This is a genomic window from Caballeronia sp. INML1 (genome assembly GCF_023631085.1).
GTDB classification, from domain to species: Bacteria; Pseudomonadota; Gammaproteobacteria; order Burkholderiales; family Burkholderiaceae; genus Caballeronia; species Caballeronia turbans.
In genome coordinates, this window is record NZ_JALQDT010000069.1 from 82,376 (window position 1) to 96,765 (window position 14,390).

The 14,390-nt window shown below is 62.8% G+C and carries 14 protein-coding genes and 2 pseudogenes; 11 read left to right on the top strand and 5 right to left on the bottom strand.

What is annotated here, in order from left to right:
- Positions 1-8 precede the first annotated feature (8 nt).
- The 6 genes and pseudogenes from NCR38_RS28800 to NCR38_RS28825 all read left to right on the top strand — a co-directional run bounded on the left by NCR38_RS28800 (position 9) and on the right by NCR38_RS28825 (position 5,569).
- Positions 9-848 (top strand): universal stress protein, encoded by an 840-nt coding sequence (locus NCR38_RS28800; protein ID WP_061120893.1) that lies wholly within the window; start codon positions 9-11, stop codon positions 846-848.
- Between the two features lie 90 nt (positions 849-938).
- Positions 939-1,766, top strand: a complete 828-nt coding sequence (locus NCR38_RS28805; RefSeq protein WP_061120892.1) for a universal stress protein — start codon at positions 939-941, stop codon at positions 1,764-1,766.
- Between the two features lie 334 nt (positions 1,767-2,100).
- On the top strand, positions 2,101-3,336 hold the full coding sequence (chrA, locus tag NCR38_RS28810; RefSeq protein WP_250478030.1) for a chromate efflux transporter: 1,236 nt from the start codon (positions 2,101-2,103) through the stop codon (positions 3,334-3,336).
- 101 nt (positions 3,337-3,437) lie between these two features.
- Positions 3,438-3,587, top strand: a pseudogene (locus tag NCR38_RS28815) (LysR family transcriptional regulator); the annotation flags it as partial.
- Positions 3,588-3,725: 138 nt separating this feature from the next.
- Positions 3,726-4,562, top strand: a complete 837-nt coding sequence (locus tag NCR38_RS28820) for a bifunctional allantoicase/(S)-ureidoglycine aminohydrolase (protein WP_061120889.1) — start codon at positions 3,726-3,728, stop codon at positions 4,560-4,562.
- Positions 4,563-4,687: 125 nt separating this feature from the next.
- The gene (locus NCR38_RS28825; RefSeq protein WP_061120888.1) at positions 4,688-5,569 is read left to right on the top strand and encodes a LysR family transcriptional regulator; all 882 of its coding nucleotides are present in this window, start codon (positions 4,688-4,690) and stop codon (positions 5,567-5,569) included.
- A 49-nt stretch (positions 5,570-5,618) separates the two neighbouring features.
- Here NCR38_RS28825 and NCR38_RS28830 read toward each other — a convergent pair whose 3' ends face one another.
- Both NCR38_RS28830 and NCR38_RS28835 read right to left on the bottom strand, forming a co-directional pair.
- On the bottom strand, positions 5,619-6,548 hold the full coding sequence (locus tag NCR38_RS28830) for a LysR family transcriptional regulator (RefSeq protein ID WP_061120887.1): 930 nt from the start codon (positions 6,546-6,548) through the stop codon (positions 5,619-5,621).
- 69 nt (positions 6,549-6,617) lie between these two features.
- Positions 6,618-7,880 (bottom strand): MFS transporter, encoded by a 1,263-nt coding sequence (locus tag NCR38_RS28835; protein ID WP_061120886.1) that lies wholly within the window; start codon positions 7,878-7,880, stop codon positions 6,618-6,620.
- Positions 7,881-8,130: 250 nt separating this feature from the next.
- Between NCR38_RS28835 and NCR38_RS28840 the strand changes: the two genes are divergently transcribed.
- On the top strand, positions 8,131-8,439 hold the full coding sequence (locus NCR38_RS28840; RefSeq protein WP_061120885.1) for a DUF4148 domain-containing protein: 309 nt from the start codon (positions 8,131-8,133) through the stop codon (positions 8,437-8,439).
- A gap of 50 nt (positions 8,440-8,489) precedes the next feature.
- A complete protein-coding gene (locus NCR38_RS28845; RefSeq protein WP_061120884.1) occupies positions 8,490-8,888 on the top strand; it encodes an FKBP-type peptidyl-prolyl cis-trans isomerase in 399 nt (132 codons plus the stop codon).
- Positions 8,889-8,933: 45 nt separating this feature from the next.
- Here the strand turns inward: NCR38_RS28845 and NCR38_RS28850 are convergent.
- The 3 genes and pseudogenes from NCR38_RS28850 to NCR38_RS28860 all read right to left on the bottom strand — a co-directional run.
- Positions 8,934-9,632 (bottom strand): annotated as a pseudogene (locus tag NCR38_RS28850) (GNAT family N-acetyltransferase); the annotation flags it as partial.
- Between the two features lie 183 nt (positions 9,633-9,815).
- Positions 9,816-10,292, bottom strand: a complete 477-nt coding sequence (locus NCR38_RS28855; RefSeq protein WP_061120882.1) for a septal ring lytic transglycosylase RlpA family protein — start codon at positions 10,290-10,292, stop codon at positions 9,816-9,818.
- 115 nt (positions 10,293-10,407) lie between these two features.
- Entirely contained in the window at positions 10,408-11,283 is an 876-nt protein-coding gene (locus NCR38_RS28860; protein ID WP_061120881.1) for an IclR family transcriptional regulator, read from the bottom strand.
- A gap of 287 nt (positions 11,284-11,570) precedes the next feature.
- Here NCR38_RS28860 and NCR38_RS28865 point away from each other — a divergent pair, with 287 nt between their 5' ends.
- The 3 genes from NCR38_RS28865 to NCR38_RS28875 are packed head-to-tail and all read left to right on the top strand — an operon-like array spanning position 11,571 to position 14,382.
- Positions 11,571-12,662 (top strand): ABC transporter ATP-binding protein, encoded by a 1,092-nt coding sequence (locus NCR38_RS28865; RefSeq protein ID WP_061120880.1) that lies wholly within the window; start codon positions 11,571-11,573, stop codon positions 12,660-12,662.
- Complete coding sequence (locus tag NCR38_RS28870) at positions 12,655-13,572, top strand: ABC transporter permease (protein ID WP_061120879.1); 918 nt, start codon at positions 12,655-12,657, stop codon at positions 13,570-13,572. The genes NCR38_RS28865 and NCR38_RS28870 overlap by 8 nt, the downstream gene beginning before the upstream one ends.
- 15 nt (positions 13,573-13,587) lie before the next feature.
- A complete protein-coding gene (locus NCR38_RS28875; RefSeq protein WP_061120878.1) occupies positions 13,588-14,382 on the top strand; it encodes an ABC transporter permease in 795 nt (264 codons plus the stop codon).
- Positions 14,383-14,390: the final 8 nt, after the last annotated feature.

Consider the following 14,390-nt stretch of genomic DNA (forward strand, 5'->3'; position numbering starts at 1 on the left):
GCCATCCGATGAGCTACAAGACCATTCTCGTGCACCTGGACACCAGCGTGCGCGCGCATCCCAGACTGGAAACCGCGTTGCAGCTCGCCAAGCGCTTCGGCGCGCATGTCATCGGGCTCTTTGCGGTGTTCGAGCCCGACCCGCGCGCCTTCAACATCATGGCGGGTACCGCCGAGTACTACGAGCAACACGCGGCCAGGCGGCGCGAACAGCGCGGTGCGATCGAGCGGCTGTTTCATGCGGAAATCAAGCGCGCGGGCGTGTCGGGTGAATGGATCGAAACACAGCAACGAGCGAACGATTCCATTCCCCGTTTTGCGCGCTGCGCGGATCTCATCGTCGTCAGCCAGGACGATGCGGCCGATCCGGAGTCTTACGTCGGCGACCACTTTCCGGAGACCACCATCCTCACCTCGGGCCGACCGGTCCTGCTTGTCCCGTACACGGGCTTCTTCGCCTCGGTCGGAAAACATCCGATGATCGCCTGGGACGGCAGCCGCGAAGCGACCCGCGCCGTGCATGACGCCCTGCCCTTTCTGAAGACGGCCGAGCGTGTCTCGATCGTGAGCGTCGATACGCCGCGGCGGGAAGCAGGCGACGACCGCATTCCGGGCGCGGACATCGCGGCCTGCGTCGCGCGGCATGGCATCAAGGCCGAAGTCTCATCGGGCGGCGTTACTCCGAACGCATCCGCGGGTGAAATGCTGCTTTCCCGCGCTGCCGATCTGAATGCGGACCTGGTGGTCATGGGTGGCTATGGACATGCGCGCTGGCAGGAACTCGTGCTCGGCGGCGCCACGCGAACCTTCCTCGCGTCGATGACCGTGCCGGTATTGATGTCCCACTGATGCCCGTATCGCATCGTGCCCGGTCCTGCTCGTGCCCGCGAGATCGCACGAAAGACCCTATGGCTCGATGGCTCTCGAGGAGACGACGTCATGAACTGGAAAACCATTCTCGTCCATCTGGATAACAGCCGGCGTTGCGATGTGCGGACCCGGTATGCATTGGACATCGCCCGCCGTTTCGATGCGCATGTCATCGGTCTCTATCTGGTTTGTCAGGACCTCGTTCATCACCTTTTCGAGCCGGCAGAGCCCCTGCTACGCAACGGATACGAACAACAGCGCCGAACCTCGCTCGACCGGGCGCGCGAAGCATTCGAGCGCGCTGCCGAACTGGCCGGTATCAACGCAGAGTGGCGTGCGCCGGCAGGCTCCGTACTCGATGCCGCCACGTTACATGGCCGCCATGCCGACGTGATCCTGCTCGGACAGGATGATCCTGACGATCCCGATGCTTTCGTTGCGCGGCATTTCGTCGAGGACGTCGTGCTCGGTGCGGGACGCCCGGTGCTGCTCGTGCCGCGAACGGGCGACTTTGCGACTATCGGCGAGAACGTGGTCATTGCGTGGGACGACAGCCGCGAAGCCGCGCGCGCAGTCGCCGATGCGCTGCCCATCTTGCGTCGTGCCCGATTCGTCGAGATCATGACCGTCGAGCGCCATAGAGACATACAAGCGCCCGCAGGTATCGAAATTTCCGCTTATCTGGATCGTCAAGGCATTCGCGCGAGTTTCTCCTCGACGCCTCGCGTGAGCGGCGAAAGCACAGGGATGACGTTGATAGACAAAGCGAACCGTGTGCATGCGGACATGCTCGTCGCGGGCGCCTATGCGCATTCGCGTGGACTCGAAAGGGTGCTGGGCGGTGTGACCAACAATCTCCTGCAGGTATCGACGCTTCCTGTTCTTCTGTCGCATTGAGCAGATATGTTGCTGTCAGCGACACGCCTTGGCGAATCCCGTCGATTCTCTCTAATCGGCGTTTCGCCAAATCGTGCACTGAACGACAAGGACAGCAACGACGATAACTATCAACACGACGACGCCGACTAATCCAATGATCTTTCCCATTGCATCGACTCGCAAATGCTTGCTTTGAAGGTACAGGTTAAAGATCGCGAGGCGGTCGTCATTTGATTTGCGTTAAATGTTTCCGCTCCTGGCACAAAGCACTGCGATTGCAAAGACGCGACAAGACCGCTGCCCTCATAGGTCATAATGCACGCTTCCACGGTCGCAACAGAAGAATGAAAAGATGCTACGAGCGAAGCCGAAATCCTTTGACTCGCGCGCTGCGCGATCGGTCTTTCTCGCCTTCCTGAAACTTGGCTTGACGTCTTTCGGCGGTCCTACCGCTCATATCGGCTATTTTCGCCATGAATTCGTCACGCGTCGGCAATGGCTGAATGATGCGCAATTCGCTCAACTCGTCGCTTTGTGTCAGATCTTGCCCGGCCCGGCAAGCAGCCAGGTGGGATTCTCGATTGGATTGCTCAGGGCCGGCTGGTTGGGCGGATTCATGGCATGGTGCGGCTTCACATTGCCCTCTGTCGTCGCCATGGTCGCCGTCGCGATCGCAGCACCCTTCGCTTTTCATAACACGCTCGGAGACGCGCTCGTTCACGGCCTGAAGCTGGCTGCCGTAGTGATCGTGACTCAAGCGCTGCTCGACATGGCGCGGCGCTTGTGCCCCGGAGTGCGACATGCCGCCATCGCTCTGCTCGCCGGAGCATGTCTTTTCATATCGCCTCTGGCATGGAGCCAATGGATGGTGCTCCTCGGAGGCGCGTTTCTCGGATCGCTGCTCTTGCGACCTTCGATTGCGTATGAAACCAAAGCCGCATCGATCGACTCCGCGAGCATCTTTTGCGTGCCATTCTCGCGTGTCGCGGCATACGCTTGTCTGAGCACCTTTGCAGTCTTATTGATCGTCCTTCCGGTCGTCGCCGACGTCACGCGACTTCAAGGCATTCGCTTATTCGATGCTTTCTTTCGTTCCGGCGCGCTGGTGTTCGGCGGCGGTCATGTCGTGCTTCCGTTGCTGAAAGCGGCGACAGTCGACTCGGGCTGGATCGGCACGAACCTCTTTCTCGGCGGCTATGCTGCAGCACAAGCGTTGCCGGGGCCGCTCTTCACGTTTGCAACGTTTCTCGGATGGAGCATCGGCGTACCGCAATCGTGGGGCGGCGCGGCGATCGCGACGATCGCCATCTTTCTTCCCGGGCTATTGCTCGTCGCCGGCGCGCTTCCTTTCTGGGAAGCAGCGAGCCGGCACACGGCCATGCGGGGGCCGCTCGCCGGGATCAATGCGGCGGTGGTCGGGCTGCTTGCGCATGCGCTTTATGATCCGTTATGGACCACCACGGTGCGCTCGCTGGCCGACGTTGTTTTCTGGGCTATCGCTCTCGGCATCACGCTCAAACTCAGATTACCGCCGCTCGCTGTGGTGCTCCTGAGTACGGGCGTCGGCATGTGCATTGCACTTTTTTGATGTTCCTTAGCCAAAGATGGAATTTGCCGCGATCGTCTCCTGCGACGCGCATCGGACCGACGTTTCATAACGGCACGGCACGCCTCCCGTGAAGTCACATCATGACGAGCTACTTTCACTACGATCTGCACTCACTGCGGCTTTTCATCGTCGTCGCCGAGCTCGGCAGTCTCACGCGCGCCGCCGACCGCACGAGCATGACGCTGTCGGCGGTCAGCAAGCGCATCGCCGACCTCGAGCGCAGCACCGGCTGCGATCCCATTCAGAAAACGGATACCCCGCATTCGAACATTTAATTTGTCGATACCCCGCGTCTCCTATATTTTTGTACAGGTCCAGCACGGCGTCGCCTTCAGTGCGACGGCGTGGACCCCAACGGAGACTTACCTATGTCAACCAATACCTACTACGCGCCTCATGGCGGTCATCCATCACAGACAGAGTTGCTGACCGATCGCGCGATGTTCACCGAAGCATATGCCGTCATCCCCAAAGGCGTGATGCGCGATATCGTCACCAGTCATCTGCCGTTCTGGGACAAGACGCGTCTGTGGGTATTGGCGCGGCCTCTGTCGGGCTTTGCCGAAACGTTCTCGCAATACATCATGGAAGTGGCGTCCGGCGGCGGCAGCGAGCATCCGGAACAGGACCCGAAAGCCGAAGGCGTGCTGTTCGTCGTCGAAGGCGAAATCGAAGTAACGCTGCAAGGCACCCTGCACGTGCTGAAGACCGGCGGCTATGCGTTCATTCCGCCCGGCACGAACTGGCAATTGCGCAATCGTCATAAAGATACCGCCCGCTTCCACTGGGTCCGCAAGCACTATGAAGCCGTGGATGGCGTGCCGCTGCCCGAAGCGTTCGTGACGAACGAGCAGGACGTGGAGCCGATTCCGATGCCCGGCACCGAAGGACGCTGGGTGACGACGCGCTTCGTCGATACCAGCGACATGCGTCACGACATGCACGTGAACATCGTCACGTTCCAGCCCGGCGGCGTCATCCCGTTCGCGGAAACGCACGTGATGGAACACGGTCTCTATGTGCTGGAAGGCAAGGCGGTTTATCGGCTGAATCAGGACTGGGTCGAAGTCGAAGCCGGTGACTTCATGTGGCTGCGCGCATTCTGCCCGCAAGCGTGTTATGCAGGCGGCCCGAGCCGTTTCCGCTATCTGCTGTACAAGGACGTCAACCGTCACATGAAGCTGACGCTCAACTCACTGCGCTGATTTCTCGCGCGATGCGGCACGCGCTTTTAATCGGGCGTGCCGCCCGAACGAACGCTGTGTGATTGCCAGCGCCCGGTCACGCGTGATAGAAGTCAAAGTCCGAAATTCAAAGATCGACCGGGTCGATGAAAAACGTTCCCCAAGCCCGTACCCCGCTCTTCGACCTGGATCTGCTGAAAGCCATCGTCATGGTGGCCGATTGCGGCACCTTCACCGCAGCCGCCGCACGGCTTCATTCGACGCAGTCGACAGTGAGCCAGAAGGTGCGTCGCCTGGAGGAAATGGCGGGACACAAGCTGCTCGAACGCGGCAGCCGCGACGTCCTTCCGACCGACGCCGGAGAAACGCTGCTCGCCTACGCCCGCCGGATGCTCGCACTCAACGATGAAATGATCGAGGCGCTATCCGGTGCGAACGTCGGCCTGACGGTGCGTCTCGGCGTGCCGGAAGACTTCGTCGGCGGGCCGACGACGCACATGCTCGCCGCGTTCAATCGCAAGCATCCGCAGGTGAAGCTCGAAGTGACGAGCGGACTGTGCCGCGACATCAGCAACAGCTACGATCGCGGTGAGCTCGATCTGGTCCTCGTGAAGCAGCGGCGCAATAGCCGCGAGGCCGTCGCGAACTGGCCGGAGCAACTAAGATGGATCGACAGCGCGAAGAGTCCGTCGATCGGACTCGATCCGATTCCGCTCGTCGCCTTCCCGCCACGCGGGCTGTATCGCGACGACATGACCAACGCGATCGAAAGCATCGGACGACGCTGGCGCCTGAGCTTCATCAGTTCGAGTCTGAGCGGCATTCAGGCGGCCGTCGCCGATGGTCTGGGCATCAGCCTTCTCCCGGCGCGGGCCGTTGCGCCCGATCACGTCGTGTTGACGACGAAAAGCGGGCTGCCGGCCATCGAGACGATGGACATCGCGCTGATGCATCGCCCAACCGCCGACGCCGTTGTGAAGGCGCTTGCACGGGCCTTGTCGCGGATGTTCGGGCCGCAGCGTCGGTGACTGGCAGCGTTCAAAGGCTGGTTGCGGGACAGACGATTAGTTGCATGGCTTACTGAACCCATCCGCGCTCGATGAGCGGCACGTCCCACGCCGGCTCCGGGCCCAGTCGCTCGGCGAGAAACTCGACCAGCGCCTTCACCTTGAGCCCCTGACGCTGCGTCGCCGGATAGACGGCTGCAAAGTTCATCGGTGAGAGTGCGTAGTCCGCCAGAATCGGCACGAGCGCCCCATTCAGCAGCGACGCGCTCGCCACCAGCGTCGGCAGGCACACGATCCCGCCGCCCGTCAGCGCGTAATCGTGCAGCAGATGGACGGAATTGGAGCGGATGATGCCGGGCAATTCGATTTCGACGACCTCGTCGCCGCGCGTCATCGTCCAGCGATTGCGCGACGGATAGCCCGAATAGAGCGCCGTCCTGTGATCCAGCAATTCACGCGGATGCCGCGGCGCGCCATGCTCTTGCAAATACGCGGGCGCCGCGCAAAACAAACGCCGGACGGTGAAAAGACGCCGCTCGATCAAGGATTCGGAGATCGCCGGGAAAATCTGGAAGGCGACGTCGAAGCCTTCCTCGATCGGATCGACGACGCGGTCATTGACGATCACGTCGAGCTGGATACCGGGATACCGTCGATTGAATTCGGCCATCGACGCGCCGAAGTGACCCAGCGCGAAGCCCGGCAGCATCTGGATGCGCAGCCGCCCGGTCGGGGTTGCGCGCAACTCGCGCATCTGGTCGGTCAGTTCGTTGACGCGTCCCACCACTTCCGCGCAGTCCCGATAGAACGCCTCGCCGACGTCGGACAGCCGCACGTGCCGCGTGCTGCGATGAAACAGCGGCACGTTGAGAAACTTTTCGAGCTGCTGGATGCGCGTCGTGACCACCGAGCTGGCCACCCCGAGCTGACGCGCGGCCTCCGCGAAGCTGCTGGTCTCCGCGACCCGCACGAAGGCCTCGATGCTGAGAAAACGATCCATGCTGGTTCCTTTCGATCGTGTCCAGCATGTCAGTGTATCCGCTGCGCGCGAGGCTCCCGGGCGGCACACTTACTCGGGCTGCTCGCTTCCAGTGAGCTCGACCGCCCGCGCATTGCGGCGCACCCTGGCGGGCGCGGTTTCTTCGAGCAGCAAACTTACGCCGATACCGAGCAGCACGGCGCAGATCGGTAGCCAGAGAATATTCTGGATGCCGAATCGTGTCGCGACGAATCCGGAGAGCGCCGGCGCCACCCCACCGCCGAAAATCTCCCCTGCGCCCACCACGATGCCGATTGCGGTCGACACCATGCCAACGGGCGCCGCCTCCGTCGCGACCGGCCCGGAGAGCAGCGAAACGAGGCCCAGCGTAAAGAAGGACGCGACGAACAGCACGACGAAGAGGACGAGCGGCTGCGCCCCGAGACCGCGAAACACATACAGCATGACCGCCGTGCCCGCGAAGCCGGCGATGCTCGCGAGCCGCCGGCCGACGATATCGGAAAGCCCCGGCAGACCGAACTGCCCGACGAAGCCGCCAAAGCCGATTGCCGACACCACGATGCCCATGCGCTGAGTGTCCAGCGAAAGGTATTCGGTAAGGTAAAGCGGCAGCATCGCGCCGAGCACGAAGACTCCGGTCATCGCACAGAAGAGCGCAATCATGGCGACGGGAATGTTGCGACGCTTCAGCACGTCGCGCCAGTTGCCCTCTGCGACCGTCGCCTGCCGATCCGTAGACGCCGGCTCGATCGCTCGCGGCTCGCGAATCACGAAGAACATCAGCAGCCCGAGAATCAGGCCGGGAACGGAGACGAGCGCGAAGACCCAGCGCCATGAGACCACGTTGAGCAATTGCGTGGCGATGATCGGCGAAAGCGCGAGCCCGAACAGCGCGAAGCCGCTTTGCTGGAGCCCGAGATTGAAGCCGCGCCGTTTCGGATGGGACGCGTCCGCGGTCGCGGCGAAGCTCGTCGGGCAGAACGAGCCTTCGGCCACGCCCATGAGCGCGCGCACGGCGATCAGACTGGCGAGACCGCCCGCGACGCCCGAGAAACCGGAGAGCAGCGAGAAAGCGATGATCGCGGGGATCAGCACCTTGCGTCGCCCGATCTTGTCGGAGATGCCGCCCATCAGCGCCGCGAACACGCCCCATGAGAGACCCAGTACGCCGATGCAGTTGCCGACGTCCTGCGCGGTGAGATGCAGGTCCTTCATGATCGCCGGGAAGAGCGGCGCGATCAGCCACCGATCGAGGCCCACGAGGCCGAAGCCGAGCGCAAGGAGCGTCACCGCTTTCCATTCGTAGGACGTATCCCACCGTTTCGAGGTCATCTTTGTCTCCTGAGTCAGAATCGCCGGCGGATTCGTCGCAGTGCGCCTCGCCGACGCAACAGAGAGTGGCCCAGACACGGTTTGAAAAGAACGGCCGAACCGGCGAATGCGTCATTTGCGAAATGCAAACAATGGCGCAACCGTAGTCGTCGCCGGGTATGGACGATGCGCTTCAGGCCGTACCAGGGATACTTCGGATGGACGCTTCGTGTATGCAGTAACCTTCAGACACGGGCAGAAGGAGCACGACATGACCAAACTACTGAAAATCCGCGCGACGCTCTCAGCGCTGGCAATCTCGCTCGCCGGCTGCGTCGCGGGCGGCACGCAGCAAAGTGCGACGAACCTGAGCGCAACGCAATGCCGCGACCTCACCGCGCTCAGGAACCACGCGCCGCCCACGCGCGAGCGCAACCTGAGCGAACTGGCGGCGCTGGAGCGGGCCGGATACGACCCATCCAAGTTTTTCGATCCGTACTATCCGGACGATCTGCACGCGGCGCAGCGTCAGGTCGATCGCTGGTATCAGGCGGAATGCCCGCAGGCGCGGCCGGATTGAGGCGGGAAGGCTACCGATATAATCGGCGTTCCGTCCAACGAGGTTATCGCATGAAAACAGTCATCGCCTTGCTCGCAGCATCGGTCATCGCATCGAGCGCGTTCGCCGCCAACGCCGTCGACAAATTGCCATCGGGCGTGGTCGTCGAACACATCAAACAAGGCACGGGTGCGCAACCGAAAGCCGACGACGTGGTAAGCGTCAACTATCGCGGCACGCTTGCCAACGGCACCGAGTTCGACAGTTCGAGCAAGCACGGCGGCCCCGCGACCTTCCCGCTCAACCGGGTGATTCCGTGCTGGACCCAGGGCGTGCAGAAGATCAAGGTCGGCGGCAAGGCGAAGCTGACGTGCCCCGCGGCAACCGCCTACGGGGATCGTGGCGTCGGCGCGATCCCGCCGAACAGCGACCTGACGTTCGAGGTCGAACTGCTCGGCATCGGCAAGTAAAAGCAAGTCACCGGGGCGGCATTCGATTCACTTGCCGCCCTCCTCCCGCAACTGCGCAAGCGATGCACGTTGCTTGCCGTTCGCGTCGAAGTTGTCGTCGGCGAGCCAGCGCTCGAAAGCGCGCCGTATGCGCGGCCAGTCCTTGTCGATGATCGCGTACCAGGCGGTATCGCGATTGCGTCCCTTATAGACGATCGCCTGCCTGAAGATGCCTTCGAACTCGAAGCCGAGCCGCAGCGCGGTCTTGCGCGAAGGCGCGTTCAGGCTGTCGCACTTCCATTCGTAGCGCCGATACCCCAGGTCGTCGAAGACATGACGCATCAACAGATACTGCGCTTCCGTCGATATGCGCGTCTGCTTGAGCAAGGGCGAAAACGTGACGCTGCCCATTTCGATGACACCATGCACAGGCTCGATGCGCATCAGCGCGAGTGTGCCGACCGCCTTGCCGCTCGCGGAATCGACGACGGTGTAGTGAAGCGGATCGGTGGATGCCGCGGCTTTCGTCAGGTAGTCGCGGAACGCGTCGAAGTCCGTGAACGGTCCGACGAAGAGATAGGTCCAGTCGCTGCCGTCCGGGGCCTGTCCATAGGCGTCGAAGAGATCGGCCGCGTGGCGATCCGCATCGAGCGGCTCGATGCGGCAATGCTTGCCTTCGATGGCGATGCGCGCGGGCCGCTCGCGCGGCGTCCAGTCGATCACCGCTTCGCCGATGGGCTGCTGATATTCGTTGGTTCTCGTCATGCGTGAAGGAACTCCGGTTGCGTGAGAAGGAGTGAGAGTACGGCGCGTCATCGCGTTGTGTGTTAATCGGGCTTCGCCGGTTCCCGTTAGCGTGTCGGTCTATTGGCGTTGCCCCTCTGCAAATAAACCAAGTAGAAAGCGGCATCCGGCGAAAGCCCATACCGTCCCGGAAAATGCACGCACCTAGCGCGCCCCCGCGCCCAGCTTCACGGTGCCATCAGGCTGAGGAACTTCGATCGGCTTGACTTCGACCGCCGCCGTGCCCTCCTTCTTGATCCCGAGCTTGTCCGCCGTCTTCGGCGAAACATCGACGATCCTGTCCTTCACATACGGGCCGCGATCCCGAATCTGCACCACTTCGCTATTGCCGTTCTCGAGATTCGTGACCCGTGCTTTAGTACCGAGCGGGAGCGTCTTGCTGGCGGCCGCGTCGGATTGCGGATTCATCTGCGTGCCGTCGGCCATCTTCTTCTTGTAGAACTTGTGGCCATAGTACGAAGCCTTGCCCTTGCGCGGATTGCCCGAGCGGTCGAGACCGCGTTCATGAGCGGATGTGGCCTTCGTGTGATGGCCGCTGGCGGATGCCGTCTTGTGTGCGGGATACGCCGTGCTCATGCAGCACGACACGATCACGCATACGAATGTCCGAAGCCGTTTCATGTTCCTTTCCTCTTGAACTCGACGTCTCGTGGCTTCCTGGTAGCAGGGATCGATCCGTTTCCGTCTGCTCAATGGATCGAACGCCCGCACGGTGAGCCGGTTGAGCCCGTGAGCGCTACTGCTCCGGAGCGGACAACGGCCGGGTCGCCATCGCGCGCGTCAGACCGTGGACCGGGCGACGCGCGGCCACATCGAACGGATTGATCTGCGGCCCGATAATCGCGGCCTGACGCTTCAGCAACTCGACCACCATCGGCAGGCGGTCTTCGCCGAGACGCGTCGACAGCGTGCCGACGCTCAGCGCGCCGACCGCAAGCCCGGAACGATCGAGAATCGGCACCGCGACGCCCGCCATGCCGTCGATCAGCCCGCTGTTGCGCCCGGCATAACCTTGCGCACGCACGCGCTCGATCTCGGTGCGCAGATAGACCTCGTCGAACACGCCATAGTTATGCAGCCGCGGCACGTTGAAGCGGATGATCTCCTCGCGCTCTTCCTCGGGTTGAAACGCGAGAATCGCGAGGCTGCCCTGCCCGACGCCCAGCGCCACGCGTCCGCCCACGTCGCCGGTAAAGGAGCGGATCGGGAACGGGCCTTCGCACATGTCGAGGCATACCGCATCGAAGCTGCTCTTCACGAGCAGGAAGATGGTGTCGCCGAGACTCGCGCATAGCCGCAGCAGCGCAGGCCGGCACAGCGTGCGCATCCGGCTCGGGTTGCCCGCGCGCGCCGCCAGCGAAAAGAAGTCGACGCTCAACCGATAGCGCTTGGTCCCTTCGTCCTGTTCGACGACGCCTTCAGCGATCAGCGCGTGCAAGATGCGGTGCACCGTCGCCTGCGTGAGTCCGACCGCCTTCGCGAGCGCGGTGACACGACTGCCTTCGGCCTGATCCTCGCCGAGGGCGCGGATCACGGCGAACGCACGCTCGAGCATGCCGACGCCGGGCGTTTCCGGCGCCGATGTTCCGTTTCCTTCGTCAGAAGCCTTCATCTTCGCCTCGTTTATTCCATTCGATGGAATGGCCGCGCTGCGCGCTCTTTCCGCCACTATTCGACCCGATCCGCGCGGGTTGCGCAATCTAAGGGATTACCCAGATCACGTTCAGCAGAATAAACCACAGTCTAAGAAGCAAACAATTCCGCTGTTCGAAATTTGGCATCAACTTTCAATCACTCACTGGAATTTTAAATTGACGCTTCGGAATTTGGCTGGCTAGAGTCCATTTCATCGGAATCAGTCGTACATCGCCGGCGCGCGCCGCGCCGAAGGGGCAGGCCATGTCGTTTCTCACGTTGACCGATCTTTCGAAATCGTTCGGCGATCTGCACGCCGTCGCCGACGTCAATCTGTCGGTCGAGAAGGGCGAATTCGTCTCGCTGCTCGGGCCGTCGGGCTGCGGCAAGACCACGACCTTGCAGATGATCGCGGGATTCATCGAAGCGACGCGCGGGCGCATCATGCTCGATGGCCGCGACATCACGCACATGCGCCCGAACCGGCGCGGACTCGGGATCGTGTTCCAGAGCTACGCCCTCTTTCCGCACATGAGCGTCGAGCAGAACGTGAGCTTCGGGCTGGAGATGCGCGGCATCGACAAGAGCGAGCGCCGCGAGCGCGTGCGCGAGGCGCTGTCGCTCGTGCGGCTCGACGCGTTCGCGCATCGTTTTCCGCGCGAACTGTCCGGCGGCCAACGTCAGCGCGTGGCGCTCGCGCGCGCGATCGTCATCGCGCCGCCCGTGCTGCTGCTCGACGAGCCGATGTCGAACCTCGACGCGAAGCTGCGCGAGGACATGCAGTTCGAGCTGCGCGGCATTCAGCGCAAGATCGGCACGACGACGATCATGGTCACGCACGATCAGTCGGAAGCGCTGTCGATCAGCGATCGCGTCGTCGTGATGGAAGCGGGCCGCATCACGCAGGTCGATACGCCGTATCGTGCGTATGAGCGTCCCGAGACGAGCTTCGTGTCGCAATTCATCGGCAAGGCCAACATGCTGCGCGGCACGATTGTCGCGCGCGACGGCGAGGCCATTCGCATCGATCTCGGCCACGATCTCGCAGAGACTGGCTCGACCTCGCAACTGCCGGAGCGCGAGCGCGCGATCGGCGTCGGCGATGCCGTGACCGTGTGCATCCGCCCCGAGAAACTGAAGCTCGGCGCGGCGGGCAGCGGACGTCTGCCCGGCCGCGTGACGAGCCGGTTCTTCCTCGGTAGCCAATGGCTTTACCGGCTCGACAGCCGCGCGGGCGAAATGCTCGTGTGTTGCCAGAATCACGGCGACGAACCGCTCGAAGAAGGCGCGCAAGTAGGCATCGACTGGAACACGGAGTCGATCCGCTTTATCCAGCAGGAGGCCGCTCGTGGATAGCACGCTGCGCTCTTCCGAGCCCGCCGCAACGGGGAAATCGAAACGCACCCGGCGCGCCCCGTGGCATGCCTATCTGCCGATGTGGATGATGAGCGCGCCCGCGCTCCTGCTCTTCGCGGTGCTCGTGATCGTGCCGCTCGCGATGACGCTCGCGCTCACGTTCTATCGTTTCGATCCGGCGATGGGCCCCGTCGCCGCGTTCGATCTGCACAACTACGCCGAAGTGCTCGGGTCGTCGTACTTTCACACGATCTTCGCGCGCACGTTCGGCATCGCCGCGCTGGTGACCTTGCTGTGCGTCGTCATCGGCACACCCGAGGCGTACATCCTGTCGCGCATGGGCGATCCCTGGCGCTCGATCTTTTTGCTCGTGATCCTCGCGCCGCTGCTCGTCTCGGTCGTCGTGCGCGCGTTCGGCTGGAGCATGCTGCTCAACGTGAACGGACTCGTGAATCAGTTGCTCGGCGCATTCGGCTTCGGTCCGTACAAGCTGCTTTATACGACGTTCGCGATCGTCATCGCGCTGGTTCACGTGATGCTGCCGTTCATGGTGATCCCGGTGTGGACGGCGCTCCAGCGCATCGATCCGCAGACCGAAAACGCCGCGCTCTCGCTGATGGCCTCGCCCGCCGTCACGCTGTGGCGCATCGTGCTGCCGCAACTCGTGCCGGGGATTCTTTCGGGCAGTCTGATGGTGTTCGGCCTGTCCGCGAGCGCCTTTGCGATTCCGGGACTGCTCGGCGGACGCCGTCTGAAGGTCGCGGCCACCACCGTCTACGACCAGTTCCTCAGTTCCATGAACTGGCCGCTCGGCGCCACCATCGCAATGCTGCTGCTCGTCGCGAATCTGGTGGTGATGCTCACTTACTATCGCGTGCTCGAGCGGCGCTACACGCGCAGCATGGGCTGAACGAGGCGATCCATCATGCGCAAAAACGGTCCCGTCGCGCTCGCGTTCCATACGATCGTGATCCTGTTCGTGCTGGCGCCGCTCGTCATCGTCGTGCTCGTCGCGTTCACGCCCGAAGAAACGCTGACGCTGCCCACGCGCGGCCTCTCGCTGCGCTGGTTCCGCGCGATTCTCGATTATCCCGACTTCATCTCGGCGTTCTTCAACAGCGTGAAGCTCGCGTTCGCATCGGCGACGCTGGCGCTCGTCGTCGCGTTGCCCGCGGGACTCGCGATCGGCCGCGCGCGCTTTCCCGGGCGCGGCTTCCTGAACGCGCTGCTGCTTTCGCCGCTCGTGATTCCCGGCCTCGTGCTCGGCATCGCGATGCTGCGCTTCTTCGCGCTGATCGGCGTAACCGGCTCGTTCGCGTGGCTGATCCTCGCGCACATGGTCATCATCACGCCGTTCGTGATGCGGCTCGTGCTCGCGTCGGTGAGCGGCATGGACCGCAGCATCGAGCACGCCGCGTCGTCGCTCGGCGCGAGTGCGTGGACGACCTTCCGCCGCGTCACGCTGCCGATGATCCTGCCCGGCATCACCGGAGGCTGGCTGCTCGCGTTCATCAACAGCTTCGACGAGCTGACGATGTCCGTCTTCGTCACATCGCCGCAAACGGTGACGCTGCCGGTGCGCATGTACATGTACGCGACCGAATCGATCGATCCGATGATGGCGTCGGTCTCCGCGCTCGTCATCTTCATCACTGCGGGCGCGATGCTGATTCTCGACCGCGTGTACGGGCTCAACCGCATTCTGATCGGCCAGCACTGAACCCACTC

What these genes read in the sequence shown, in the direction of transcription:
- NCR38_RS28800 (WP_061120893.1), top strand. Translation starts at nt 9, where the DNA reads ATGAGCTACAAGACCATTCTCGTGCACCTGGACACCAGCGTGCGCGCG.
- NCR38_RS28805 (WP_061120892.1), top strand. Translation starts at nt 939, where the DNA reads ATGAACTGGAAAACCATTCTCGTCCATCTGGATAACAGCCGGCGTTGC.
- chrA (WP_250478030.1), top strand. Translation starts at nt 2,101, where the DNA reads ATGCTACGAGCGAAGCCGAAATCCTTTGACTCGCGCGCTGCGCGATCG.
- NCR38_RS28820 (WP_061120889.1), top strand. Translation starts at nt 3,726, where the DNA reads ATGTCAACCAATACCTACTACGCGCCTCATGGCGGTCATCCATCACAG.
- NCR38_RS28825 (WP_061120888.1), top strand. Translation starts at nt 4,688, where the DNA reads ATGAAAAACGTTCCCCAAGCCCGTACCCCGCTCTTCGACCTGGATCTG.
- NCR38_RS28830 (WP_061120887.1), bottom strand. Translation starts at nt 6,548, where the DNA reads ATGGATCGTTTTCTCAGCATCGAGGCCTTCGTGCGGGTCGCGGAGACC.
- NCR38_RS28835 (WP_061120886.1), bottom strand. Translation starts at nt 7,880, where the DNA reads ATGACCTCGAAACGGTGGGATACGTCCTACGAATGGAAAGCGGTGACG.
- NCR38_RS28840 (WP_061120885.1), top strand. Translation starts at nt 8,131, where the DNA reads ATGACCAAACTACTGAAAATCCGCGCGACGCTCTCAGCGCTGGCAATC.
- NCR38_RS28845 (WP_061120884.1), top strand. Translation starts at nt 8,490, where the DNA reads ATGAAAACAGTCATCGCCTTGCTCGCAGCATCGGTCATCGCATCGAGC.
- NCR38_RS28855 (WP_061120882.1), bottom strand. Translation starts at nt 10,292, where the DNA reads ATGAAACGGCTTCGGACATTCGTATGCGTGATCGTGTCGTGCTGCATG.
- NCR38_RS28860 (WP_061120881.1), bottom strand. Translation starts at nt 11,283, where the DNA reads ATGAAGGCTTCTGACGAAGGAAACGGAACATCGGCGCCGGAAACGCCC.
- NCR38_RS28865 (WP_061120880.1), top strand. Translation starts at nt 11,571, where the DNA reads ATGTCGTTTCTCACGTTGACCGATCTTTCGAAATCGTTCGGCGATCTG.
- NCR38_RS28875 (WP_061120878.1), top strand. Translation starts at nt 13,588, where the DNA reads ATGCGCAAAAACGGTCCCGTCGCGCTCGCGTTCCATACGATCGTGATC.